Origin of the sequence: Aliidiomarina sanyensis, from assembly GCF_003987175.1 — a bacterium.
GTDB classification, from domain to species: domain Bacteria; phylum Pseudomonadota; class Gammaproteobacteria; order Enterobacterales; family Alteromonadaceae; genus Aliidiomarina; species Aliidiomarina sanyensis.
Window position 1 is genome coordinate 260265 of the sequence record NZ_PIPM01000001.1, and the last position, 25238, is coordinate 285502.

Genomic DNA, 25238 nt, shown 5'->3' on the forward strand with positions numbered 1-25238 from the left:
GTGCCCCAGTGGCTCGCCATTCTACCTACACCACCTGTTCAGTCAACAAGAAATTTCCAAATTCCGACTGTTTGACTGTTTTTTGACTGATTTGTGACGTCACGCGTCAGGTTTAGCTTCTCGAAGGTGGTTTTTGAGCTTCCGCAACGTGGCGCATCCAGTTTACGAGAGCCACAATCGCCATCTCGCGTTGACTTTCGCGTCGCACGGATAAATGAAGCCCTTGTTTACCCGTGAGATCAAAGCCTGGAACTGGGACAAGGCCACTGTGTTGTGCCGCTCGTTGGTAACAGTCTGGCAAAAGCATCAAACGGTCTGTAAATTGCGCGAGCTCGACCGCCATGCTCGTATTATTCACAAGTTGGGTTTGTTCAGGTGGTATTTTCGTGTCGTATTCGCGCACCCAACGATCCCAATCCTTGTTTGTATTCACGGCAACAAATTTACAGCTATGGAGTGTTTCTGCGTTTGGCTCGGGAAGGCTTTCCGGGCGAACTAAGATTAAATTCGTTGAAGCCAATTTCCAATTTGAAATAGCTTTCTGTGCAGGGGCGGAGAACGTGAGAAGGGCATCGAGTTCCCCGTGCAAAAGCTCATGAGTTAACGCGCCCTCGTTTTGTCGACTCAAATATTCGGGAACTTGCACACAATGGAGTTCCAGATGGGGGTAGAGTTGGTTAAACTCACTGAGGACCGGTCCGAGCCACCAGCGCAATAGCTCGCTACTAATCCCGAGTGTTAGTGTGCGACGTGCATGTTCACCATTTTTCATGGTGCGTTTGACCAATCGTTCGATCTGACGGAATACACGCGAAAGCTCAGGCGCAAGCGCATCACCGGCAGGGGTTAACGCATGAACTCGATTATCCCGTTGGATCAGGCGTATACCAAGTTGCTCCTCGAGGGTCGTCATTTGACGACTGATGGCGGATTGCGTCACGCCTAGTTCGACTGCCGCTGCTTTGAAGCTTCCTAAGCGTGCCACAGCTTCGAAGACCCGTAACGCATTCAGAGAAGGAAAGCTATTTTGCTTCATATTAATCACTTCGTATTGAGTTTTAGTCAAGATAAATCATTTTCTCAGAGAGTGCAATCTCAAGGTTTATCATAGGTGTAGCCTAATTATGTTCGATATTCTGTTTAGTTCACGATATTTTGCAGAGTTTTTAGCTATGGCGGTTGCGCATGCCGTGGCTGTCGCGAGTCCAGGACCAGACTTTGCTGTGGTCAGCCGCTACAGCGTGCGTTATGGAGCCCGCGTTGCGACATGGGTAAGTCTTGGAATTGCCTTGGGCATTCTTGTTCATGTGACTTATTCCATACTCGGTCTCGCATTGGTAATAAGCAACACGCCGTGGCTTTATCAACTTCTGCTTCTTGTCGCTGCAGCCTACTTTTTCTACTTGGGCTTTCAAGCCATCCGGTCGAAGCCGCCGCAAGAAGAAAAAGACGCACACCATTCCGAGGGGGCGGCACCGTTGGGATGGTCTCAAGAACGCGCCCAGCTAGACATCGGCGCCATCAGTCGCCGGCGTGCTGTCGGTATAGGATTTTTAACAAACGGGTTGAATATCAAAGCGACTATGTTTTTTCTCGCGTTGTTTACCTCGATTATTGCACCAAGCACCCCGATAGCGATTAAAGCAGGCTACGGCGTGTATCTTGCGATTGCCACCTTTGCATGGTTTGCAATGCTTTCGTACTTATTGGGGCGTACACGCATTCGAGACATCTTATTGCGCAAAGGGTATTGGTTTGATCGCGCGATGGGCTTGATTCTTTGGTTATTGGCAGGAAACTTACTCTGGCAGTGGTGGTTCACAACGTGAATCCGCTATAATGGCGACGTTATCTTTTGGGATTTTAAACAGGCTTTTTTCATGCAGTTATTTGTAAATGATCTAACCGTGATCGACTTTTCCTACCTCTGTCCAACGCGCGGCATTGTAGGCGAAAGCTGGATTGTTGATATCGTGCTTGACGGCAGTCTCAATGACCAATCGATGGTGTTGGATTTTGGTCGTGTGAAAAAGCAAGTGAAGGCGATTATTGACCAATCAGTTGACCACAAGCTGCTTGTTCCCGCAGAACATCCTTACACACGCGTGACAAAGCACGATAATGAAACGCACTACTGGGTGGACTTTTTGCGTCCTGAGCGTTCCGTGCACTTATTTTGTCCTTCGGATGCGTATGCTTTCATTGATGCCGAACTCATCACGATGGAGGCAACGATTGCGTACCTCAAAGCAGTGATTAAACGAGAAATGCCAGCAAATGTTCAAGGGATTCAGCTGTCGCTCCGTAGCGAGGATATATCCGGATTTTATTACCACTACACCCATGGACTGAAAAAACATGACGGGAATTGCCAGCGGATTGCGCATGGTCATCGTTCTGCGATTCAAGTCTTTGTGGATGGCATGCGTAGCCCCGCTTGGGAGCAACGTTGGAGCCGCCGTTGGGAAGACATTTACGTGGGAACCCGTGAAGACCTGTGTGAGCCTTCGGCAATGACACTCAGTCCACATGCGCAAGGACATATTCAAGCACATCATGTGTGCTACAGTTATGTGGCTGAGCAGGGTGTTTTTGAACTCGCTCTGCCGATGGACGAAAATGAAATTATGGACAAAGACACAACGGTTGAATGTATCGCAGAGTATATTGCGGAAACGATCGGGAAGCAGATTTCAACAGAAACAGACTCTCAGATAACAAAGCAACATCCTGAATCATCCGTAAAGGTGGTTGCCTTCGAAGGGGTCGGCAAAGGAGCAATTGGATATGCGTAAAGGAATTGTGGGTATTGTTGGCATTAGTTTTTTCTTCGCTCTGATCTGGGGTGGGGCGCTGGCTGCTGCCGAGCCAGAACTCAAGGGTGTATTCGTGCAAGGCGGTTTAATTGTTGGAAGAACCGAGCCCGGCGCACAAGTCCAGATTGATGGACAAGAAATTAAAGTCGGTGATTACGGCCATTTTGTGTTTGGTATCGGGCGTGATGACGTCGGCTATGTGACCGTTCAGGTCCGCTCACAAGCGCAGGAGTGGCAGGAGAGCTTTGCCATACAACCGCGAGAATTTGATATCCAACGGGTTGATGGTTTACCGCAGCAGACGGTCACGCCGGACCCAGAAACACAAGCCCGTATCCGAGAAGACAATGCACGCATTGGTGCTGCACGCAATGTGGTCTCCGATCGGTTTGATTTTGCGGGCGATTTTGAATGGCCTGCACAGGGGCGTATCACTGGCGTATACGGAAGCCAGCGCATTCTGAATGGCGTTCCAGGTGCGATACATTGGGGGCTAGACATCGCGGCTCCGACCGGGACGCCAGTCTATGCTCCCGCAGGTGGCGAAGTTCGCTTGATTGCTCCAGATATGGTGCTTTCTGGAGGTACGATTATTATCGACCATGGGCACGAAGTGTTTTCGAGCTTCCTTCATCTTCATGCCATTCATGTCCAAGAGGGGCAAATTGTGCAGGCAGGTGATCGAATTGGCGAAATTGGCGCGACAGGTCGAGCCACCGGTCCTCACTTGGATTGGCGTATGAACTGGCGCGATGTTCGTGTCGATCCGTGGCTTTTGTTAGAGCATATGGAAGACCTCGAGGATTAACACCGTACGGATACAAAAAACGCGGCCTCGGCCGCGTTTTCTGCATATTCAGCCCTCATCCTAACCAACGGATTGACTTATCCGGGTCCGTGATGCGTATTCGGTAGCTGTCTGCTGGTAGTGCCTGCCATTCGATGCGGGCCTCAAAGAGGACGTCACGGCGGAAATAGTGCAGGGTACTTGTATCTCCGGACTGTGCACGATAGAGGTGCCGATAAACATGGGCGCGTGACGCCTGAATACCATCAAGGGCGATAATTCGATCGCCAGGCATCAAACCGGCGAGAGCAGCAGGGCTGTCTTCCCAGACCCGCATGACTTGCAGCGCCGCATCTTTCTCCTGAAGGGTCGCACCAAGAGTGACTTGTGTGGGCTTGCTTTGCTCGACACTCAATTGTTGCGTGAACGGATCCGCGACTGCGGGTAAGACCTCAAGACCCAGCGGTTCAAGTAAAGGCGCAAGATCAATCGGGTCGGTTGTGAAAACGGCACGCTCGATCATTTGTTGCAGGGCCGTCCCGCCGACATCACCGAAAAGCTGTAATAGATTCTCAAGTTCAGTTCCCGTAGCCGCGTAGCGCGCATAGGCTAACCGCATGACATCATCAAGGCTACTCTGCGGGGTGTTTCCTCGTAAATAGAGGTCAGCAAGTAACGCCACAATTGCCCCTTTACTGTAGTAGCTGGCAATCGCATTTCCGGCATTTTCATTTTGTTGGTAGAACGTCGTCCAGGCTAAGAAACTTGATTCTGCGATCGATTGTCGCTGAGGGCCCTTTCCACGTAGCGCACGCGTCATGGTTTGACTCATCCGATTCAAAAACGCAGATCGCGACATCGCCCCCGCGCGGTAAACCATCCAATCATCGTAGTAGGATGTCATCCCCTCATAAAACCAGAGCTGCTCGGTATACTGCTCGGCGGATAATTGGTAGGGATGAAACTCACGGGGACGCAGTTGCTTTACGTTCCAACTATGAAAATATTCATGACTACACAAACTCAAAAAAGTGAGGTAATCATCTGATGGCTCAGTGCCTGGCCCGGGTTCGAGTGTGTGCCGACTGGCAAGTAGTGCTGTTGAGTTTCGGTGCTCTAAGCCTCCAAACCCATCCCCAACCACGATTGTTAAAAATGAGTAGGTCTGAAATGGAACGGCTTCGTTTTGCTGGGTAAAGAGTTCAATTTGCGCCGCACAGATCCGTTGCAAATCTGTGGCCAATCGGCTGCGATCTGCGTAATGAGGTTGGGTCAGAACGAGCTCGTGCGGGATTCCTTGAACATCGAAGGGGATAATATCGAGCTGCCCCATCAGGAATGGATAATCGATCAACGATGCATAATCGTCCGCTTGATACGACATAATCTGCGGATTGGGTTGGGGCATACCGGTTTTGACCTGCCAACCATGTGGCATACCATTCAGACTCACGGATATGGGGCGCGTACTTTCCTCAATCCACTCGAGACAAATAGCGCTTGGATTAAAGAATCCAAACTCATGGGTAAGATAGGCGGTTCGAACTGAGAGATCCAATGCATAGACTCGATATGAGACTTCGATAGCTTGGCCTTCCGTCGGGATGGTCCAAGTGCTCTTATCCGTGCGTCGGTAATCGAGCGCACCGCGGGCACCAGTGACCGAAAATGTCACAATATGCTTCGCGAAATCTCGTATCATATAGCTGCCGGGCAACCATGCAGGCAGGCGGAGCGTGACTTCGGATGCTGAGTGCGCAGGAATCGATAGATTGACTTCGAAATAGTGGTGCAGCATATCCATGGCAATGGTGAAGTGCGGGTGATTTCGAGGGGAAGAATCGGTCATGTGTACTCCAGCGAAAATAGTCTGTTTGCAGTCTATCACGATGTAAAAAAGGTCGAAAATAGCCGCCTGCGGCAAAATGAGGTTTTCTTCGGACAGATGCGCACGAATTTTCAGCGTGTGTCCGGTATGCTTGTTAAAAAATTGTAATAACACATTGATTTGGCTGAAAGGATCGTTTCTTTGAATTGGCGCTCACTTCTCGAAGACCGGAATAAAATGTTTTGGCTCCTGCAGGCAGCGGGGTGGCTCGGTTATGCATTGGTGCAGTATATTGGCTCGCTGATGCATGAGATGCGCGACATTTTCTTGCTGATTATTATTCTGGGTGCGTATGCAGGATTCCTATTGACCATTCCGTTGCGCTATATCTACCGCACGATTTGGAGTGCCCCACCGATTGTACATGTGATCGTGGTCGTGATTGCTTCGTATTTCGCTGCGGCGATTTGGGCCATTATCGATAATTTAACCCATTGGGAAATCTATAAATTTGGCTACCGACCGACCAACTTGCTGTTCTATTTTCAGCACAGCGTGGCCAAGTTCTACATTATTCTTACCTGGAGCGTGTTGTACTTCGTCATCAAGTATTACCAGCTCCTGCAAGATGAACGTCAAAAAGCCTTAACTGCAGTTTCCATGGCCCATCAGTCACAGCTGAAGATGCTGCGTTACCAGTTGAATCCACATTTCCTGTTCAACACCCTGAATGCCATCTCAACTCTGATTCTGGTCAATGACAATAAAGCCGCGAATCAAATGATGTCCAAGTTGAGTCGCTTCTTGCGTTTTTCCCTCGACAATGAGCCAATCAAGCGAATCACGTTGGCTAAAGAGCTCGAAGCGTTGATGCTTTACCTTGATATTGAGAAAGTCCGTTTTGGCGAGCGGCTCGAAGTCCATGTGGATGCGTCGGACGACGCGCTGAAGGGATTGGTGCCGAGTCTTTTACTGCAACCGTTGATTGAAAATGCGATTAAATACGCTATCGCAAAAACCGAGTTAACGGGTGTTATTCAACTGAAAGCTTGGGTAGAAGACGATTCGTTGCATATTACGATTGCAGATAACGGGCCTCAGCCGTTTGACCCCAATAAGGTCAAAGTCCGTGGGTCCGGTGTCGGGCTGAGTAATACAAAAGAACGTCTCAAGGCCTTGTATGGAAAACAGTACTCCTTTAATCTGACTGCAAATATCCCCACAGGGTGTGTGGCAAGTATAGTGATGCCTTGGCAACCTGCGGAAAACGGATTGTCCTGATTCCTACAACGACCAGCGCAGTGAGTAGACATGGTGAAGAAAATTCGAGCAATCATTGTTGATGATGAGCCTCTCGCCCGAAAAGGGCTTCGAATCCGACTCGAGCAGTTTGAACACGTCGATGTGATTGCTGAGGCTGCGGGTGGTCGAGAAGCCGTTGCTTTGGTGCGTGAACACGCGCCGGATTTGGTTTTTCTGGATATTCAAATGCCAGGTATGAATGGTTTTGATGTGCTCAAACAACTGCGAGATGAGACCCAGGTGATGCCTGCTGTCGTATTTGTTACCGCCTATGACCATTATGCAATTCAAGCATTTGAAGTGAGGGCACTGGATTATCTGCTCAAACCCGTTGATGAAGAACGCTTGCAAGAGGCTCTAAGCCGCATCGCACTCGACCTCAGTGAAAATCAAAACCAAAACTATCATGATCGGTTGGTTGAACTAGTCTCGGAAATCACGGGAGAGGACGTCGAAGATATCTTGCGTCAACTGGCGGAAGGAAAGAACCCCAAGTTTGACCAATACCCAGAGCATATTGCCATCAAAGATAGTGGAGAAATTACCCGCGTCGCGATTAACTCCATTGAGTGGATTGATGCAGCGGGCGACTACATGTGCATCCACGCGGGAAATCAAACACATATCTTGCGAAAAACCATGAAAGAGTTAGAGCAAGAATTGAACCCTCGGTTGTTCCAACGCATTCATCGTTCTGCGATCGTCAATCTCGGACAAGTAGAAAAGTTGTGTAGCAGACAAAATGGGGAATACCATTTAGTGTTGCAAAATGGACAAGAGCTGAAAGTGAGTCGGAGTTACAAAGATCGTATTAAGCAGTTGATTCTTGGGCTAGCGTAAGGCTTGCTGATCGCACCCATTATTTTTCTCGTACAAAGCTTACACCGTGGCAGTCTATTGGAATGGTCGAAGGGAGTGGTATGCGAAAGTCGAGGGTGGTTTCTTATCTAGTCATACTTACCTGTGTGGTATTTGTGATGTCCGCGTGTTCCTCGCGTCAACTTGGGTATCGCTATGCAGAGCAACTCATTAGTTGGCAAGTAGGGCGTTACGTTACCCTTGATAGTGAACAACGAACCTTACTCCGCGAGGAGCTCGATTCATTTCTGCAATGGCATGCTGAAAACGAGATGCCTGAGTATCTTTTAGCACTCCACCACATTTATCGCGATGCAAATCGCTCGGAGATTACGGAAGATGATCTCTATCACCACGCTCAGATGATGGGTAAGTTCTGGCTTTCTGCACGAACTGCGCTTGTCCAACCGTCTATCCGGTTACTCAGCACCTTGACTGATGATCAGGTGGACGAATTGTTTTCAGCGATCGAGGAACGCCGGCAAGAACGTCGGGAGGAAGCGCGAGAGCGCACCCAGGAAGACATTTATGAAATGCGCCAAGATTCAATGGAGAGCCAAGTTCGTGATTTTATGGGCCGTCCGAATCGGGGACAGCGTGAGCTAATCGGTGCTTGGTCCCGCCAGCTGAAATCGGTGGGCCCGATGTGGACGGAATACAACGACCGTTGGTTTGAGGAGTTTCGTGCTGCAATGGATGCGCGGCACGACACTGAACGGTTCGCTCAGCGCATTGAGGCCCTCTGGGTTGAACCGGAGGTGTTACGAAACCCAGAGATGGATCCAATTCTCCAAGCAAATACAGAGGCAACGATGGCGATGATGGTGCAATTGCATGGCAGTATGACCGATCGCCAGCGTCAACGCCTAATGCGCAACATTGATGGGTACCGCCGGGATATCATGGGGATGATGCGGCAACGGGGCGCGCTGCCGCAGTAAAGTGAGTGCGACGCACTAAACTTGTAAGATTTTACTGGTATTGGTTTTACCAATGGTTTCCATCACGTCGCCATGGGTGATGATGACCATCTCGCCCTTTTGAATGTGACCACGTTTTTCGATCATTTTGATCGCGTCTCGTAATACGGTAGTTGGCGTCGATTGAGTGGAATCGAAATATAGCGGGTATACACCGCGATAAAGATTCGCTTTGTTCAACGACTTCGAATGCCGAGAGAGTGCAAAAATTGGTAAGTCCGTATGAATACGTGACATCAATTTAGCCGTATGCCCCGATTCAGTCAGTGCAATGATCGCAGTTACGCCTGAAAGATGATTCGCCGTATACATAGCGGCGAGGGCGGTGGCTTGTGCGACCGAAGAAACCACACCATCCTCTTCCTTACGAGTTAAGCGCAGTGCAGGGTACTCTTCTGCGCCACGGCAAATTTCCGCCATCGCTTTGACCGTTTCGATCGGATATTTCCCGGCCGCAGTTTCAGCAGAAAGCATGACCGCGTCAGTGCCATCGAGGACGGCATTTGCAACGTCCATGACCTCAGCACGGGTTGGCATGGAGTTTTCAATCATAGACTCCATCATTTGCGTTGCGGTAATGACCACCCGGTTCAGCTCACGAGCACGCTGAATAATCCGCTTTTGTTTCCCAACGAGTTGCGCATCACCGATCTCGACTCCTAAATCACCCCGTGCGACCATGACGACATCGGAGTGTTCGATGATGTCATCTAATGCTTCATCGGTTGCGACGGTCTCTGCACGTTCGATTTTTGCGCAAATTGCGCCGTCACAGCCTGCTTTGTTCAGTAGGGCGCGGGCTAATTGCAAATCGGCACCTGAACGAGGAAAGGACACGGCGAGAATATCGACATCAATCTCAGCAGCAACTTCAATATCACGGAAGTCTTTTTCGGTCAGTGCGGAGGCAGAAAGTCCGCCACCTTGACGGTTAATGCCTTTGTTGTTCGAAAGCTTCCCACCCACCGTAACCTCGGTAATAACTTTCGCTCCATCGACGCGGACGACTTGGAGGCGAATGCGACCATCATCGAGTAATAAAATATCTCCCGGATTCACATCGCGAGGGAGGTCAGGGTAATCGAGCCCTACGGCCTGTTCGGTTCCCGCCGCTTTGTCCATGTCCGCATCGAGCACAAATTCAGCGCCTTCCGCTAGCTCAACTTTTCCATCAATAAATCTTGATACCCGAATTTTGGGGCCTTGCAAGTCACCTAAAATGGCGACATGGCGATTCAGTTTACTGGCAATCTCACGGACCATTTCTGCGCGTTTTTTGTGATCGTCGGCGCTACCATGAGAGAAATTGAGACGAACAACGTTTGCACCGGCCTCAATCAATGCCTCGAGAACTTTCGGATTATCGGTGGCTGGACCGAGCGTGGTGACTATTTTTGTGCGACGGAGCATGGGGTAAAACCTTCAGACTTGAGCTTTGGGACTTCATACTACCATAATGAATTTCTCAGCTATATGACAGCAGGACGCTTTCTTCAATTAACTGCACGAAATTTATCCACTTGAAAAGTAAGGAGGTGGTTCGTATGAAATCAAAGCTGTCGTTTTCAAAAACAGAAGAAGAATGGCGTGCTGAACTTACGTCGGAACAGTATGCGATCTTGCGCGAACACGGAACAGAGCGACCATTTTCCGGCGCGCTTCTGTATGAAAATAGAGAAGGGGAGTATTGTTGCGGTGGTTGCGGCGCACCGCTGTTTCCCGCGGCTACAAAGTTTGATGCAGGATGTGGATGGCCAAGTTTTTATCAGGCGGTGCCCAATGCGATACGTTATCTTGAAGATCGCTCCCATGGTATGGTCCGAACTGAAATTCGTTGTGCCCAGTGCGATGGACATTTGGGGCATGTTTTCAACGATGGTCCGATGCCCACTGGGCAACGATATTGCGTGAATTCACTCTCGATGACTTTCATTGCGCGCGACGGAACTGCCACTAAAGGTTGACACCTCGTTTCAAGTTGTCTGTACAGATAAGACCATCCGCGCTAGCTGTTCACGCCCAAGTTAAGTACAATAGCCGCCGAATTTTAACCTACAGTGATTCCACTGTAGATTCTTTCATTCGATGAGCAGGAAAGGTTGAGCAATGACTGATGCGCAGAACGATTCAACATTAAAAAGTTGGGAAGAGCGTCAAGAGTACGCGGAGCTAATGCAGCCCCTCGTCGGGCGTCTATACCGCACCAAGGGAGTGGAAATTCTGGTGTATGGCCGGAGTCTATTGAACGGTTCGACGATCGATATCATTAAGACGCATCGTTTAGTCCGTCAGCATGAAGGGCACAAGCTCCGTTTGCGCGAAAGCTATCCTTTCTTAGCTGCCTTGGCTGAATTCGACATTGCCCCAGCCCGAATTGATATCGGGAAACTTGCCTTTGGCTACCATTTCGGTGGCGAACGTCAAGGTGACGAGTCTGTGCAGGCCTACATGGAGCGCAACCTTGCTGGCTTGATTGGCAAAGCCGATGAAATCGAGCCACAAGACGTCGTACTGTATGGTTTTGGTCGAATTGGACGCTTATTAGCTCGGCTGCTCATCGAACGGAATGGGAAAAATAATAAGTTGCGTTTACGTGCAATCGTTGTGCGTGGTGGCGGTGAGGGTGATCTTGAAAAGCGCGCCAGTCTGTTGCGTCGGGACTCGATCCACGGACCATTCAACGGATCCATTACCGTGGACCATGAGAACAATGCGATCAAAGCGAACGGTACGCGCATTCAAGTGATTTATGCGAACTTGCCAGATCAAGTTGATTACACGCAATATGGCATCAAAGATGCGATCATCGTTGACAACACCGGCGTATGGAAAGACGAGGCTGGCCTGGGGTTACACCTGAAGGCCAAGGGCGCTAAAAAAGTACTTCTGACGGCACCTGCCAAAGGCGATATTAAGAATATTGTCCATGGTGTGAACCATAAAGATATTCTTGCGAGCGATTTAATCGTATCGGCAGCAAGCTGTACAACGAATGCGATCACCCCAGTGCTCAAGGCAATCCATGATGAGTATGGAATCCGTAACGGGCACGTTGAGACCGTCCACGCCTATACCAATGATCAAAACTTGATCGATAACTACCACAAAGCTGAACGACGCGGACGCTCGGCTCCCCTCAACATGGTGATCACCGAAACCGGCGCAGCCAAAGCGGTTGCGAAAGCATTGCCGGAACTGAAAGGTAAGTTAACCGGGAATGCTATCCGAGTGCCGACACCCAACGTCTCGATGGCGATCATGAATCTCAATTTGAACCGTGAAACCGATCGCGAGTCGTTGAATAACTACCTACGCCACACGGCACTGCACTCGGATCTGCAAAACCAAATCGATTTCACGTCGTCCACCGAGATTGTATCGTCTGACCTCGTGGGCAGCCGCTATGCAGGTATCGTTGATTCTCAAGCGACCATTGTTGATGGCGACCGTGCAGTTCTCTATGTTTGGTACGACAACGAGTTTGGTTACAGCTGCCAAGTACTTCGTGTTGTGCAAGACATGGCAGGCCTTGAAGTACCGAACATCCCAGCATAACAACAAGCAATTGATGTAAAGAAGCGCCCTCCGGCGCTTCTTTTGTAAGGAACGAGGAGTCTGTATTTATATGTTTATTTCAACAGCGTTTGACAGCGGAAATATCGAGGTATTGGAAGCGAAGCGGCCGGATCAAATCCGTCTTGCTATTCGCCAGGATGCCCACAGCGAATTCTACCAATGGTTTCATTTCAAGCTTGTGACAGCTGCAGAAATTGAGCACGTGATGAAAATCGAAAACGCGTCAGGTTCGGCCTATCCCAAAGGATGGGAAGGGTACCAGGCAATGGCGAGTTATGATCGGGAGCACTGGTTCCGGGTGCCGACCTCATTTGATGGTACAGCAGTCACAATCACACATACACCAGAGCAAGAAGCCGTTTTTTACGCCTACTTCGTGCCATATAGCTGGGAACGCCACCTCGATCTCTTACAGTGGGCCCAGCAATCGGCTTGGGTCGAACAACGTGTTTTGGGAACAACCTTGGATGGTCGTGAAATGAGCCTCTTGGTGGTTGGTGAACCGGCTGATAACAAGCGTAATATTTGGATTACCGCTCGTCAGCACCCAGGTGAAACCATGGCAGAATGGTTTGTTGAGGGGCTGCTTGATGCACTGTTGAATGAAGATGAGCCAGTTTCGCGTCAGTTACTTGAACAGTGTGTGTTCTACATTGTTCCCAATATGAATCCAGATGGAAGTGTTCGGGGGCATCTGCGGACTAATGCGGCAGGGGTCAATCTCAACCGAGAGTGGGCAGCGCCCACGTTAGAAAAAAGCCCGGAAGTGTTCTGCGTATTAAAGGCCATGGATGAGATTGGCGTTGATATGTATTTGGATGTGCATGGCGATGAAAACATTCCATATAATTTCATTGCAGGCGCTGAGGGTATTCCATCCTACGATGAGCGTCATAAAGCGCTCGAAGCTGCGTTTCGCACTGCCTATTTGCGCGCGACCGCAGAATTTCAAACAGAGCATGGTTACGCTATCGATGCGCCGGGAACCGCGAACCTAACGGTTGCAAGCAATGCGGTGGCAGAGCGCTTCCGTTGCTTGGCCTTTACCATTGAAATGCCGTTCAAAGATAACGATGGTTTACCTGAGCCTTATCAGCAATGGTCTGACATTCGCTCTCAGCAGTTCGGACGCGATACGTTGCGTGCCATCTTAGAGGTGGCGCCAATCTTACGATAAGTAAAATGGAATAACCCATAAAAAAAGCGGGAGTCGAAAACTCCCGCTTTTTTATGCCCGATCAACGGAATGTCCGTTAGCTGGTATTAGCTGTCGGTCTTCTCATTTTTAACTGCCTGTTCTTCCGCGCGTTGCTTCGCCAGGCGTTTTTCCCAGAAATCAGCCTTCTTAATGCCGAGTTTCTGTGGATCGAAGGTAATAGGACCCCCCGCTTTTTTCTGTGCTTCATAGTCTCGCAAACACAAGATAGCCGGTTTTGCGACGAAGAAGATTGCCAATATCCCAAGGATGTTAATCCAGGCCATCAAACCCACACCAATATCACCCAAGTTCCAGATATAGCCCGAGCTATTGACCGTACCATAAGCCACCATAAACATGATGACAAACTTCACTAATGTCAGGGAAATATTGCCTTTAAAGTAACGGTTGAGGTAAGCAACGTTGGTTTCAGCAATATAGTAGTAAGCCAGAATGGTCGTAAAGGCGAAGAAGAAGATGGCAACACCAACAAATCCTTGCCCAAAGTTTCCAAACACACTCGACAATGCCAGCTGTGTGAAAGCCGGTGAGGCGACCTCGGTGGCTGCGTCAACGTTTTGGACAATCATCGTCCCAGTCCCAGCAAGCACATTAAAGTCTTCGGTCTGAATATTGAACTGCTGCGTGATGAGAATCATCAACGCGGTCGCAGTACAAACAAACAAGGTATCCACATAGACCGAAAATGCTTGGACCAAGCCTTGTTGGGCCGGGTGATCCACTTCTGCTGCCGACGAGGCATGTGGTCCTGTTCCTTGTCCTGCTTCATTTGAATAAATACCACGACGCACACCCCACCCAATGGCAGCACCGAAGCCGGCCTGCGCGGTAAATGCATCGGTAATAATTAATGCAAAAATTCCCGGCACCTTGTGCAGGTTTAGGAATACAATCACGAGTGCCATAATAATGTACGCAAGCGCCATAAATGGCACCACGATTTGCGTAAAGTGCGCAATTCGCTTGATCCCACCGAAAATAATAAAGCCCAGCACAATAAGGATAATCGCCAGCGCTATCAGTTTATTCGAGCCAACTTCGCCATAATCTGTGGAAACAATATTGCCATCACCAAATACGTGTGTGACCGCATTACCAACCGCGTTGGCCTGAATGCCGGGCAAGAAAATACCACAGGCAACAATTGCTGAAACCGCGAACAAGATTGCGAGCCATTTTTGACCGAGCGCTTTTTCGAAGTAGTAGGCAGGTCCGCCACGATACTGGCCCTGATCTTCAACTTTATAGATTTGACCTAAGGTTGACTCTGCATAAGCGGTACTGGCGCCAAGAAATGCCACAACCCACATCCAAAACACAGCACCAGGACCACCAAATCCGATGGCGGCGGCAACACCGGCGATGTTACCAACACCGACACGCCCTGAGAGGGTGACGGCTAGTGCTTGAAATGAAGAGATTCCTTTTGCTGATTCACTGCCGCTAAAGAGCAAACGAACCATTTCTCGGAAGTGACGAACTTGCGCAAAGCGCGTAAGAATGGAGTAGAACAGACCGGCGGCCAAGCATAAGACGACCAATGCTGGGCTCCACACGATATTGTTTACGGTGCTGACCAGTGCTTCCATCGGTTTCCCCTGATTGTTATGGAATTGTTGTTTTTAAACACGCATACTCTGCCACAGTTCCTTAAAAAGCTCTATGTTTTCGCCGGGCTTTCGTGGCACATGCGCTGAATTTGGTCGAAAACTCCGTGTCAATGAACGGATTTACGTGATTTCAGCCTGATCAACGGGTGAATCTGACGTTTCTGGCTGCTATGATTGAGGGCGAGTTGTTTCCAAGGAGTTTTCATGGCGATTATCAGCTGCCCTGAATGTGGCAAAAAAGTATCGGATAAAGCTGCAACGTGTGAGCATTGCGGTTTCCTTCTGGGCGCGCACGACAGCGAGAGTTTGGCACGCAAAGGGCGGTTACAGCGCTCACAAAAACTTAGTAAATTGGTAAGCCAACAAATGCTCGCCATTCTGCTCTTTGTTGCCGGTATTGGCGCCTCGTTTTATGAGTGGGGAACAACCGGAATAGGGCCATGGATGCCATACATAGGCGGAGGCGTTGCCACCTTCTCGTTTGTTTGGTATTTGGTGACGCGCGGGCGGATTTATGTCCTCAAGAGACAACGGTAAATTATGCAGTACGATGACGTTCTACGGGCGGTAAGCCCGGAAATTTACGAGCGCATGAAAGAGGCAGTGGAGACCGGTCGCTGGCCCGACGGCAACAGGTTAACACCAGCCCAGCTCGAAAACGCGATGGAGATCGTGATGGTCTATCAAGCGCGGCGCCTCAATCAAACGGATCATTTTTCAATAAACGCAGCAGGTGATCTGGTGTTGAAAACAAAAGGGGACCTGCGTCGAGAGTTAAAAGCACGCGCCGAACGCGCTGGCTCAAACGATATCGCACGCTTTAAACTCAACTCAAATTCAGATTCTGACTCGGAGACGCATTAACCGTGTTTGCAGTAAAAACGTCGTCCTCACAAGGCACCCCCGAATTTTATCAATCGCTTGCAGGGCAATTGGCTGCGTTAACGCAGGATGAGCCTGATTTAATCGCAAATTTAGCGAATATAAGTGCGGTATTGTTTGATCAACTCAATGATTTAAATTGGCTCGGTTTTTATCTCGTGAAAGGCACACAACTTGTGTTAGGCCCATTTCAGGGTAAAGTTGCGTGTGTTCGGATTGATCGCGGCAAGGGCGTCTGCGGCACTGCGTGGGACACCGGCTTGGTGCAACGTGTCGAAGATGTTCATGCGTTTCCCGGCCACATTGCGTGTGACAGTGCAAGTGAATCCGAAATCGTATTACCCATTCGTTTTCAGGATAAGATTGTGGCGGTTCTTGATGTGGACTCTCCGCGTAAAGGTCGCTTCAGTGAAATCGATCAAGCGGGGTTCGAAGCGATTGTTCGTGTGGTCGAACAACTCGATTGGTCCGCGGTATGATGCTTGACCCCTTTGATGTACGTCCTTATCTCGTCTCAGCAGCAGATATGGAATCGTTTGAAGAAGACGCTGAGATGGCAGCCGACCATTTAAACGGCATGATTTACGCAATTGAGCGAGAAACGGGTGACTCTGACTTCTGGACGAGCGCACGGGTAGAACAATTGATTGTGGAAATTTCGGACCTCTGGATTCGTGAGCCAAGTCTCATTGAATCTGAGCCCGATGAGCTTGATGATTATATTGTGCATCTTATTCGCAGAATCGAACAAGAATCAGAGTTTGATGCTCCCGACGACTCAACAGAAGTGCTAGACGAAGGTTAAGTAATGGAAAAAACGGCAAAAATCTCTACCAGTAAAGACGTAATTGCCTATCTGGCGGAGCAGTTCCCAGCGTGTTTCACATTGGAAGGCGATGCACGCCCTCTCAAAATCGGAATTTTCGATGACCTCACGAAACGTCTCGAAAATGACGAGCACGTGAGTAAAACTAAAATTCGCTCAGCGCTGCGGCTCTATACAAACGCGTGGCGTTATTTACGGTGTGTAAAGGCGGGGGTTCAGCGGGTTGATCTTGATGGCGCTGATGCCGGATTGGTTGAAGCAGACCACGAGACGCACGCACGCGAGCTGCTCGAAGCATCGCAAGCAAGAGCTAAAGCGAAGAAAGCTGAACGTGCGGCAGAAAGTAAACCTCGTGCGACTAAACCACGTAGAGAGAAGAACAAAGCGGATGCAGGCGCGGTCAAAGCAAAACGAGGGCAGGTAAATCCTCGCGCTCGAAAGCCGCGTCCAGCGCCAGAAAAGCCGCTTGCAAAACCGCAAGGGCCGCTTGAAGCTGTGAATGCTGATGCGGTGGCTGTGGGTCACAAAGTTCGTGTTCAAGTTGGCAGTTTCCCGATTGAGGGAACCATTACAGAACTCGACAAAAATGGCGCGCAAGTGCAACTTCCGTCCGGTATGACCGTGCGGGTGGCGGTTGCAGAATTATTTCGCGCTTGAAAGGAGATTTAATGATTAAGCATGTTGTTCAAAGCGTAGCGTTTGTTGGTGCACTGTTCATCGCAAGTGTAGGGTTGAGCACCGTCGTTGCGCAGGATTACTCACTCAGCGACATCCCGAAGCTGACTCCCGAATCCCAACACAAAGCGGCCAGTCGCCGGATTGCTTCGTATTTTACACGCTATCATTACAGCCGTATCGAGCTTGATGAGGCGATGGGACAACAAATCTTCGACCGCTACTTTGAGCAGCTTGATTACAACCGAATGTTTCTTTTGCAAAGTGATGTGGACCGCTTTCAGCGCTACCGCAATACCTTTCATGAGCAACTGATTGCGGGTAACTTAGATGCCGCGTACGCGATCCACCAAGTCAGTCTTGAGCGCCGTTTCGAGCGATTCGAGTTTGCATTATCGGTGCTGGACTCCAAAGAGTTTTCGTTCGATGAGGATGCGGAATTCAAATTTGACCGGTCAGAGGCACCTTGGGCCACCTCAAAGGACGAATTGGATGCCATTTGGGTAATGCGCGTAAAGAATGACGCGTTAAATCTCGTCATGGCAGGACGTGAAGAAGATGAGATTATCGATAATCTCAAGCGTCGCTACAGTGCTGCCTTACAGCGGATCACTCAAGCCCAGAGTGAAGATGCCTTTCAGGTCGTGATGAATGCGTTTGCTCGCAGTGTCGATGCGCATACAAGTTATTTATCGCCGCGCAATGCAGAGCGTTTCCAGCAAAATATGAATTTATCGCTCGAGGGAATTGGCGCATTGTTGCGTGCCGAGTACGACTATACTGTTATTCAGTCGCTGGTTCCGGGCGGACCTGCCGAGCAATCGGGTCAACTGTCGCCAAATGATCGTATCATCGGGGTGGCGCAGGGTGATCAAGAGTTTGTCGATATTATTGGTATGCGACTTGATGATGTCGTACAGATGATCACGGGGCCAAAGGGCAGTGTAGTACGTCTGCAAGTCTTACGTGATGGCCAAGGTGCAGGTGCAGTTCCAAGTATCGTTGAAATCACCCGTGATGAAGTCCGTCTTGAAGATCGAGAAGCAAAACTTCGAGTCGAAACAACGGATAACGACCGACGCATTGGAATTATCGAAATTCCTGGGTTCTACAACAACCTCACCGCCCACGTGAAAAAGCACTTGGAAACCATTCAGAAGGATCCCGTGGATGCACTGATTATTGATCTGCGCGGTAACGGCGGAGGAGCACTAAATGAGTCGATCACGCTGACTGGGTTGTTTATCCCGGCAGGCCCTGTAGTGCAAGTTCGCGAGAGCTCGGGGCGGGTTGATGTAAGCCAAGACCCTGACCCAGCTGTGCATTATGATGGTCCGTTGGTGGTGATGGTTGATCGTTTCAGTGCCTCAGCGTCAGAAATCTTTGCAGCCGCCATGCAAGACTACAACCGGGCACTCGTAATCGGTGAAAATACCTTCGGGAAAGGGACGGTTCAGCAACACCGTGGTCTCCAGCGTCGGTTTGACCTGCATGCTAACCCCATGGGGAGTGTGCAATACACGATGGCGAAGTTCTACCGAATTACCGGAGGATCGACCCAGCATAAAGGCGTTGTTCCCGATATCGTGTTTCCGAGCGTTGTAAACCCCGATGAGTACGGAGAAAGCAGAGCGGATAATGCGCTTCCGTGGGCTCAGATTGAGCCGGTTGAATTTGTGCGACTCGATCGAATTAATGCAGAGAAAATCGCGCAACTGATTGAAGCCCACGAAGCACGAATTGCCGAGGACCCGGAGTTTGCATACATTCTTGAGGACATCACACGTTTTCGAGAGCTACGAGACCGCACGTCAATTACGCTTGTAAAAGCGGAACGTGAAGCAGAGTCCGCTGCGGATCGAGCTCGTCAGCTGCAACGTGTGAATGAGCGCCTCGCTCGGGCCGGGCGGGAGCCTGTTGAGTCGGTCGATGATGTTGATTCGGAGTTCCTAGAGCCGGATCCATTCCTCGACGAGGCTATTTTAATCACGCTTGATTACTTGCAGAGCAAGCAACAAGCGGGGCGTGATGTTGCAATCCGTCCGTAGTGCGATGTAAGGTATTGCTCGACGAGCAATGATAAAGGGCCTGTCTGACAGGCCCTTTGTGTGTAAGACAGGGCCAGAGCTGTCCATAACGATAATTATAAACATCAATAATATGGCTATTTTTATATGACAACTGAACGCGCAACGCATAACCGGTGGTCGAGTAATTTTTCTTTCGTGTTAGCGGCTACGGCCGCAGCGGTAGGACTCGGCAATATCTGGAAGTTTCCCTACATCATGGGTGAAAACGGTGGGGGCGCCTTTGTTCTCCTGTATTTGTTATTTATCTTTCTGATCGGTGTCCCAGTCTTAATGGCTGAGGTTTTGATCGGGCGTCGTGGTCGCACATCGCCTGGGTATGCAACGGCAAAACTTGCGCGCGAGTCGGGTGTAAGTCCGGCGTGGCAGGTCACCGGCTGGATGGGCCTCAGTGCCGGCTTTATCATCTTAACCTTTTATGCGGTGATCGCTGGTTGGGCCCTATCGTACGTATTTAAGAGCGCATCGGGTGCATTTGTGAATGCCACACCCGAGTCGGTCAGTGCGATTTTTGGTGGAATGGTGACTTCGGCGAGCGAGCTGCTGTTCTTCAGTACGCTCTTGATCACTGCAACGGTATTCGTCGTGGGGAAAGGATTCAAAGACGGACTTGAGCGAGCCGTACGTTATCTTATGCCTGTGTTGCTCATTTTACTTGTGATTATTGCGGCTTACTCCGCGGTGATTGGGGATTTTGCCCAAGCGTTTGCATTTATGTTCCGTCCTGATTTTAGCGCGCTGACGACCCAAGGCGCGTTGATTGCTCTTGGTCATGCATTCTTCACGCTATCGTTGGCATCCGGGGTTATGATCATTTACGGCGCCTACCTTCCGAAAGGGACCTCGATTGCCCGTACTTCAATCTGGATCGCAATTGCCGATACGCTCGTAGCATTGATCGCGGGCCTCGCCATTTTCCCAATCGTTTTCGGTTATGGGTTGGCTCCGGGTGAAGGCCCAGGCCTGATTTTCCAAACTCTGCCATTGGCATTTACGAACATGCCGTTTACTTCGCTTACAGCGACGGTGTTCTTCGTGATGTTGGTGCTCGCTGCGTTTACTTCGGCGATTGCTATGATCGAAGCGTCAGTTGCCTTTGCTGAAGAAAAGCTCCGTGTTTCCCGCTGGAAAGCGGCGATTGTCTCGGGAACAGTGCTCTGGACGCTAAGTCTCGCGACGGTCTTTTCATTTGCTGGGGCAGGCTGGACACAGCTCAATTGGGACTTCTTTGGTAAGGAGCTGGCGACGATTTTCGATGCAATCGACCACTTAGCCTCAAATATCCTGTTGCCCTTAGGTGGCTTGTTAGCGGCCGTGTTTACCGGTTGGGTGATGAAGCGGCGATTTACTGAGGAAGAGCTGAATACCAGTACACGCACCTATGCGGTATGGCGTTTCTGTGTGCGTTACCTTGCGCCAATTGCTATCATAGCGATCTTCCTACAGCTTTTAGGAATCGTTCAGTTCTAAGACTCTACAAGGCCCCAGTGGGGCCTTTTTGCACGGATTATAAGAATTATGACGGAAACCACTCGACGTCCATCCTATTGGCAAGCACTGATTCCATTGCTTGCTTTGATTGTCATGCTTGGCAGCTCGGTGTTTCTCTTCGGTGAGGACTCCTCTTACGGGCCAAATCAAATCGCACTCTTTATTGCCGCCGCTATCGCGACTACCATCGCGTTTTATAACGGATATAAGTGGGCAGATATTGAAGCGGGGATAACGCAAGGGATCTCGGTCGCACTCGGTGCCATTTTAATTATCCTCATGGTTGGTTCATTGATAGGAACCTGGCTGCTAGCCGGGATCGTCCCCACCATGATTTACTACGGTCTTGAGCTGCTCAGCCCAGCCTGGTTTTATGCCGCGAGCTGTTTGATTTGTGCGATTGTCGCTATCAGTATTGGAAGTTCCTGGACGACGGCGGCAACCATCGGTGTCGCCTTGATTGGGGTCGCTACGGGGATGGAGCTATCACTGGCCATCACTGCGGGTGCGGTTATTTCAGGCGCTTATTTTGGTGACAAAATGTCGCCTCTGTCCGACACGACGAATCTGGCGCCTGCTGTCGCGGGAACGGAATTGTTCGCCCATATTCGTTATATGACCTGGACCGCAGTTCCAGCTCTGCTTATCTCGCTCATTTTGTTTACCGTTCTCGGGTTCGCAGGGTCTGGCGTGGCGAATATGGATACCTTGGAAGCCATGCAAAATGACTTGCAAGCACTGTTTAATATCAGCCCGATTATGCTCATTCCGCTAGCGATTCTGTTTGCTTTGGCAGCAACTAGAAAGCCTGCGCTCCCTACCATTTTAATTGGAGCACTGTTAGGTGGCGTATGGGCCTTGTTGTTTCAGGCTGACGTGGTAGGAAGCCTTGCGGACGGAGAGCGAAGTATCGCTTTCGTTGGCCAACTTGAAGTCGTCTGGGCCGCATTGGCGACCGGTATCGAAATCTATACCCCGAATCCTGACCTCGCAAGCTTGATCAGCGGAGGAGGGATGGAGAGTATGACCAACACCGTATGGTTGATTCTTGCTGCGATGACGTTCGGTGCCGTAATGGAAACGACTGGGTTGTTGCAAAAAATTATCCGCGGAATTCTTAAAATGGTTCACTCCACCGGCTCATTGGTGACGGCAACCGTTTTTACCTGTTTTGGTGCGAACGTATTAACTGCAGACCAATATATGGCAATCGTTTTGCCTGGTCGCATGTATCGTGAGGAATATAAGAATCGCGGGTTGGATGCGCGTGTGCTGTCGCGTTCACTTGAGTCGAGCGGTACGATTACATCACCGCTCATTCCATGGAATACCTGCGGTGCGTATATGTTTAGCGTACTTGGTGTTTATCCTCTCCATTACGCGCCGTTTGCGTTCTTTTTGTTCCTGGTTCCGATTCTTACGGTTGTGTACGCTTACACGAACTTTAAGATTCTCCGCTTAGAAGGTCACCCCGCCGAGGAAGCGAAAGCATAATCATGAAACGCGGCGAAAGCCGCGTTTTTTTATATCTTATTTTTGGTAGCATGGCGTAAATTTTTGTGACCATGCAATGGTGGAGTGACGCATGTCTGAATCTGTAACCTTCGAACCCAAGTATCGCCTCGATTATCAGGCACCGGCTTTTCGTATTCACACAACCAACTTAACCTTTGAGCTCGATGATCATGCAACCCGTGTCACCAATAGCATGGAACTTGAGCGGTTAGGCGACGACGATACCTTAACGCTCGATGGTGATGATCTCGAACTCGCCGCGCTCAGCCTTGATGGTGTGGCATTAGACGCGAAGGCGTATCAACGGACGAAGGATAAATTGAAAATCTTTCGGGTGCCGAAACGTTTTCTGCTCACGGTGGTTACGATCATTGATCCCGCCCGCAATTCGTCTTTAGAAGGGCTATATAAATCAGCCGGAACCTTCTGTACGCAATGTGAAGCGGAGGGTTTCCGTCGCATCACTTACTACTTGGATCGTCCTGATGTGTTGTCTGTATTTACGACCACCATTCACGCGCCCAAAGCGAGTTATCCGTTCCTGCTGTCGAATGGGAACTGCATCGAAAAATTTGAAACTGGCAGTATCCAAACCGTGACGTGGCATGATCCGTTTCCAAAGCCGGCGTATTTATTTGCGCTTGTTGCAGGTGACTTTGACTTGCTCGAAGATTCATTTACGACCCAAAGCGGTCGAGTGGTGACGCTTCAGTTATTTGTCGATCGGGGGAATCTACCGCGCGCTGATTTTGCGATGGCAGCCCTTAAACGTGCAATGGCATGGGATGAACAACGCTTCAACCTTGAATATGATCTCGACATCTACATGGTGGTAGCGGTCGACTTTTTTAATATGGGAGCGATGGAGAATAAAGGACTGAATATATTCAACTCGAAATATGTATTAGCAGATAGCGAAACTGCGACCGATCAAGATTTTATCAACGTCGAAGCCGTCATCGGACACGAATATTTCCATAATTGGACGGGTAATCGGGTTACCTGTCAGGATTGGTTCCAACTTTCATTAAAAGAAGGGCTCACTGTTTTTCGTGATCAAGAGTTCAGTGCAGATATGGGGATGCGAGCGGTCAAGCGAATCCAAGATGTTCGAATTATGCGCACGCACCAGTTCGAAGAAGATGCGAGCCCGATGGCACATCCTATCCGGCCTGATAAAGTGCTTGAAATGAATAACTTCTATACAGTGACTGTGTACAACAAAGGCGCCGAAGTCATTCGCATGTTACACACGTTGCTCGGAGAAACTGGTTTTCAAAAAGGTATGAAAACCTACATTCATCGCCATGATGGTCAAGCGGTCACCTGTGAGGATTTTGTCCGGGCGATGGAGGATGCCAATGATGTGAACCTTAGCCAGTTTCGTCATTGGTATGCTTATGCAGGGACACCTGAAGTCGATGTCGATTATCAGTTCGACTCCACAACTGGCTCAGGAAGTTTAACGCTGCAGCAACACACCCCGGATACGCCGGGGCAGAGCAATAAACCGCCCATGCATATCCCGATTCGCCTTGAATTTGTAAACGCGCACGGAGAGCGGATTCAAGTGGTCTCCGAGCATGCGCCGGTTGAGTTGATTGAATTAACTGAGCGTCGTCAAGTCGTTCATTTTTCCTCGCCAGAAGAAAAGGTTATTCCCGCTTTGCTGGCGGACTTTTCGGCACCAATTCGCTTGCGCTTTGAGCAACCCGAAGATGATTTAATTGCAATTCTAAATGGTGCCCATGATGCATTTTTGCGCTGGGATGCGAGTCAGAGGATTTATCTAAACGCACTGCGAAATGCCATCAGACAAGATGATTCGGTCGAACTATCAGAGCGATTTATCGACGTCCTTGAGACTGCAATTCGCAATCAGAACACCGACCCTGCATTACTCTCGCTTCTTCTGCAGCCACCGAGCGAAGAGACTTTAGCGCAAGAGTACAAGGTCATCCCCATTGCAGCGGCGACCCGCGTGGTAGCTGAGTTAAAAAGCTTACTTGCTTTGTCGTTGCGGGATGCGCTTTTGGCGCGATACGCGGCAACCGATTGGCAACAACGGAGCTTTAATGGCAACGCTGTGGCCATCCGTATGTGTACCAATGCCATCGCACAATTACTCGCCTACCATCATGAGGATGAAGTGATTCTCCGCGAACTCGATAAACAATTTAGTCAATCCAATACCATGACATTGGCGATGGGAGCCCTGGCGGCCGCTGTCCATGCCGAGCATCCCGCAGCGGAACGTTATTTAGCTCATTTTGCGGACCAGTGGGGACATGAAAAGTTAGTCATGGATAAATGGCTTGCGGTTCAGTCCAGTGCGCCGGGATCTGGAACGGCACAAAAAGTAGAGTTATTGACCCATCACCCAGCATTTGATTGGGGAAATCCAAATCGTATTTATGCATTGCTGGCAACCTTCACACACAACTTAAATCAGTTACATGCGGAGGATGGCAGCGGATATGCCTTGATTGAACAGGCTATTTCGCGTTTAAACCAGCAAAACCCGCAAGTTGCCTCTCGGCTGCTCTCGCCGCTGCTCAAGTGGCGGAGTATCCCTGAGCCTCAGCAAACACAATTAAAACGCACGCTCGAACGTTTGCAAACGTTGGATAATCTTGCACCGGATTTGCATGAAAAATTAAGTCAGGCGCTTGCCTAAATTTTGTTGGAAAATTAACTCCTCGCACCAGCGGAGAATACGTTGATTTTCCTAGCGTAAAGGCCGAAAATAAAAAGGTTTATGCCTGCCAGTCACGGTGGGCGTCGAG

22 protein-coding genes are annotated in these 25238 nt (G+C 49.7%); 18 read left to right on the forward strand and 4 right to left on the reverse strand.

What is annotated here, in order from left to right; translation table 11 throughout:
* Positions 1-112 precede the first annotated feature (112 nt).
* Positions 113-1066 carry a LysR family transcriptional regulator gene (locus CWE11_RS01210; protein ID WP_126775775.1) on the reverse strand — a complete coding sequence of 318 codons (954 nt, stop codon included), beginning with the start codon at positions 1064-1066 and terminating at the stop codon, positions 113-115.
* Positions 1067-1124: 58 nt separating this feature from the next.
* Between CWE11_RS01210 and CWE11_RS01215 the strand changes: the two genes are divergently transcribed.
* The 3 genes from CWE11_RS01215 to CWE11_RS01225 are packed head-to-tail and all read left to right on the forward strand — an operon-like array spanning position 1125 to position 3624.
* Complete coding sequence (locus tag CWE11_RS01215; protein WP_126775776.1) at positions 1125-1829, forward strand: LysE family translocator; 705 nt, start codon at positions 1125-1127, stop codon at positions 1827-1829.
* Between the two features lie 51 nt (positions 1830-1880).
* On the forward strand, positions 1881-2795 hold the full coding sequence (locus CWE11_RS01220; protein ID WP_126775777.1) for a 6-carboxytetrahydropterin synthase: 915 nt from the start codon (positions 1881-1883) through the stop codon (positions 2793-2795).
* The gene (locus CWE11_RS01225) at positions 2788-3624 is read left to right on the forward strand and encodes a M23 family metallopeptidase (RefSeq protein WP_126775778.1); all 837 of its coding nucleotides are present in this window, start codon (positions 2788-2790) and stop codon (positions 3622-3624) included. The genes CWE11_RS01220 and CWE11_RS01225 overlap by 8 nt, the downstream gene beginning before the upstream one ends.
* Positions 3625-3679: 55 nt before the next feature.
* Here CWE11_RS01225 and CWE11_RS01230 read toward each other — a convergent pair whose 3' ends face one another.
* Positions 3680-5452: a M61 family metallopeptidase gene (locus CWE11_RS01230; RefSeq protein WP_126775779.1), complete on the reverse strand. Its 1773-nt coding sequence runs from the start codon at positions 5450-5452 to the stop codon at positions 3680-3682.
* Positions 5453-5632: 180 nt separating this feature from the next.
* On the opposite strand from CWE11_RS01230, the gene CWE11_RS01235 reads away from it, so the two are divergent.
* From CWE11_RS01235 to CWE11_RS01245, 3 genes are all read left to right on the forward strand, one after another.
* Entirely contained in the window at positions 5633-6712 is a 1080-nt protein-coding gene (locus tag CWE11_RS01235; RefSeq protein WP_198675555.1) for a sensor histidine kinase, read from the forward strand.
* Positions 6713-6742: 30 nt separating this feature from the next.
* Positions 6743-7573 (forward strand): LytR/AlgR family response regulator transcription factor, encoded by an 831-nt coding sequence (locus CWE11_RS01240; RefSeq protein WP_126775780.1) that lies wholly within the window; start codon positions 6743-6745, stop codon positions 7571-7573.
* 80 nt (positions 7574-7653) lie between these two features.
* Positions 7654-8532 (forward strand): DUF6279 family lipoprotein, encoded by an 879-nt coding sequence (locus CWE11_RS01245; protein ID WP_126775781.1) that lies wholly within the window; start codon positions 7654-7656, stop codon positions 8530-8532.
* A gap of 15 nt (positions 8533-8547) precedes the next feature.
* On the opposite strand, the gene pyk is transcribed toward CWE11_RS01245, so the two are convergent.
* Complete coding sequence (gene pyk / locus CWE11_RS01250; protein ID WP_126775782.1) at positions 8548-9981, reverse strand: pyruvate kinase; 1434 nt, start codon at positions 9979-9981, stop codon at positions 8548-8550.
* A gap of 134 nt (positions 9982-10115) precedes the next feature.
* Between pyk and msrB the strand changes: the two genes are divergently transcribed.
* From msrB to CWE11_RS01265, 3 genes are all read left to right on the forward strand, one after another.
* A complete protein-coding gene (msrB, locus tag CWE11_RS01255) occupies positions 10116-10535 on the forward strand; it encodes a peptide-methionine (R)-S-oxide reductase MsrB (RefSeq protein WP_126775783.1) in 420 nt (139 codons plus the stop codon).
* Between the two features lie 142 nt (positions 10536-10677).
* The gene (locus CWE11_RS01260) at positions 10678-12126 is read left to right on the forward strand and encodes a glyceraldehyde-3-phosphate dehydrogenase (protein ID WP_126775784.1); all 1449 of its coding nucleotides are present in this window, start codon (positions 10678-10680) and stop codon (positions 12124-12126) included.
* A gap of 70 nt (positions 12127-12196) precedes the next feature.
* Entirely contained in the window at positions 12197-13324 is a 1128-nt protein-coding gene (locus CWE11_RS01265) for a M14 family metallopeptidase (protein ID WP_126775785.1), read from the forward strand.
* Between the two features lie 86 nt (positions 13325-13410).
* Here the strand turns inward: CWE11_RS01265 and CWE11_RS01270 are convergent, their stop codons facing one another.
* Positions 13411-14955: an alanine/glycine:cation symporter family protein gene (locus CWE11_RS01270; RefSeq protein WP_126775786.1), complete on the reverse strand. Its 1545-nt coding sequence runs from the start codon at positions 14953-14955 to the stop codon at positions 13411-13413.
* Positions 14956-15180: 225 nt separating this feature from the next.
* Between CWE11_RS01270 and CWE11_RS01275 the strand changes: the two genes are divergently transcribed.
* The 9 genes from CWE11_RS01275 to pepN all read left to right on the forward strand — a co-directional run bounded on the left by CWE11_RS01275 (position 15181) and on the right by pepN (position 25129).
* Positions 15181-15513, forward strand: a complete 333-nt coding sequence (locus CWE11_RS01275) for a zinc ribbon domain-containing protein (protein ID WP_126775787.1) — start codon at positions 15181-15183, stop codon at positions 15511-15513.
* A gap of 3 nt (positions 15514-15516) precedes the next feature.
* Positions 15517-15840: a YeaC family protein gene (locus tag CWE11_RS01280; RefSeq protein WP_126775788.1), complete on the forward strand. Its 324-nt coding sequence runs from the start codon at positions 15517-15519 to the stop codon at positions 15838-15840.
* 2 nt (positions 15841-15842) lie between these two features.
* Entirely contained in the window at positions 15843-16337 is a 495-nt protein-coding gene (locus CWE11_RS01285) for a GAF domain-containing protein (protein WP_126775789.1), read from the forward strand.
* Positions 16334-16663, forward strand: coding sequence for a hypothetical protein (locus CWE11_RS01290; RefSeq protein WP_126775790.1), 330 nt, complete (start codon positions 16334-16336; stop codon positions 16661-16663). Before CWE11_RS01285 ends, CWE11_RS01290 begins: the two co-directional genes overlap by 4 nt.
* 3 nt (positions 16664-16666) lie before the next feature.
* Positions 16667-17341, forward strand: coding sequence for an RNA chaperone ProQ (proQ, locus tag CWE11_RS01295; protein ID WP_126775791.1), 675 nt, complete (start codon positions 16667-16669; stop codon positions 17339-17341).
* An 11-nt stretch (positions 17342-17352) separates the two neighbouring features.
* A complete protein-coding gene (gene prc / locus CWE11_RS01300) occupies positions 17353-19407 on the forward strand; it encodes a carboxy terminal-processing peptidase (RefSeq protein ID WP_126775792.1) in 2055 nt (684 codons plus the stop codon).
* A gap of 126 nt (positions 19408-19533) precedes the next feature.
* On the forward strand, positions 19534-20916 hold the full coding sequence (locus CWE11_RS01305) for a sodium-dependent transporter (RefSeq protein WP_126775793.1): 1383 nt from the start codon (positions 19534-19536) through the stop codon (positions 20914-20916).
* Positions 20917-20964: 48 nt separating this feature from the next.
* Entirely contained in the window at positions 20965-22431 is a 1467-nt protein-coding gene (nhaC, locus tag CWE11_RS01310; RefSeq protein WP_126775794.1) for a Na+/H+ antiporter NhaC, read from the forward strand.
* Positions 22432-22522: 91 nt separating this feature from the next.
* A complete protein-coding gene (gene pepN / locus CWE11_RS01315; RefSeq protein ID WP_126775795.1) occupies positions 22523-25129 on the forward strand; it encodes an aminopeptidase N in 2607 nt (868 codons plus the stop codon).
* The last annotated feature ends 109 nt before the right edge of the window (positions 25130-25238 follow it).

Coding starts and splice junctions, on each gene's coding strand:
- CWE11_RS01215 (WP_126775776.1), top strand. CDS start 1,125: ATGTTCGATATTCTGTTTAGTTCACGATATTTTGCAGAGTTTTTAGCT.
- CWE11_RS01220 (WP_126775777.1), top strand. CDS start 1,881: ATGCAGTTATTTGTAAATGATCTAACCGTGATCGACTTTTCCTACCTC.
- CWE11_RS01225 (WP_126775778.1), top strand. CDS start 2,788: ATGCGTAAAGGAATTGTGGGTATTGTTGGCATTAGTTTTTTCTTCGCT.
- CWE11_RS01230 (WP_126775779.1), bottom strand. CDS start 5,452: ATGACCGATTCTTCCCCTCGAAATCACCCGCACTTCACCATTGCCATG.
- CWE11_RS01240 (WP_126775780.1), top strand. CDS start 6,743: ATGGTGAAGAAAATTCGAGCAATCATTGTTGATGATGAGCCTCTCGCC.
- CWE11_RS01245 (WP_126775781.1), top strand. CDS start 7,654: ATGCGAAAGTCGAGGGTGGTTTCTTATCTAGTCATACTTACCTGTGTG.
- pyk (WP_126775782.1), bottom strand. CDS start 9,981: ATGCTCCGTCGCACAAAAATAGTCACCACGCTCGGTCCAGCCACCGAT.
- msrB (WP_126775783.1), top strand. CDS start 10,116: ATGAAATCAAAGCTGTCGTTTTCAAAAACAGAAGAAGAATGGCGTGCT.
- CWE11_RS01260 (WP_126775784.1), top strand. CDS start 10,678: ATGACTGATGCGCAGAACGATTCAACATTAAAAAGTTGGGAAGAGCGT.
- CWE11_RS01265 (WP_126775785.1), top strand. CDS start 12,197: ATGTTTATTTCAACAGCGTTTGACAGCGGAAATATCGAGGTATTGGAA.
- CWE11_RS01270 (WP_126775786.1), bottom strand. CDS start 14,955: ATGGAAGCACTGGTCAGCACCGTAAACAATATCGTGTGGAGCCCAGCA.
- CWE11_RS01275 (WP_126775787.1), top strand. CDS start 15,181: ATGGCGATTATCAGCTGCCCTGAATGTGGCAAAAAAGTATCGGATAAA.
- CWE11_RS01280 (WP_126775788.1), top strand. CDS start 15,517: ATGCAGTACGATGACGTTCTACGGGCGGTAAGCCCGGAAATTTACGAG.
- CWE11_RS01290 (WP_126775790.1), top strand. CDS start 16,334: ATGATGCTTGACCCCTTTGATGTACGTCCTTATCTCGTCTCAGCAGCA.
- proQ (WP_126775791.1), top strand. CDS start 16,667: ATGGAAAAAACGGCAAAAATCTCTACCAGTAAAGACGTAATTGCCTAT.
- prc (WP_126775792.1), top strand. CDS start 17,353: ATGATTAAGCATGTTGTTCAAAGCGTAGCGTTTGTTGGTGCACTGTTC.
- CWE11_RS01305 (WP_126775793.1), top strand. CDS start 19,534: ATGACAACTGAACGCGCAACGCATAACCGGTGGTCGAGTAATTTTTCT.
- nhaC (WP_126775794.1), top strand. CDS start 20,965: ATGACGGAAACCACTCGACGTCCATCCTATTGGCAAGCACTGATTCCA.
- pepN (WP_126775795.1), top strand. CDS start 22,523: ATGTCTGAATCTGTAACCTTCGAACCCAAGTATCGCCTCGATTATCAG.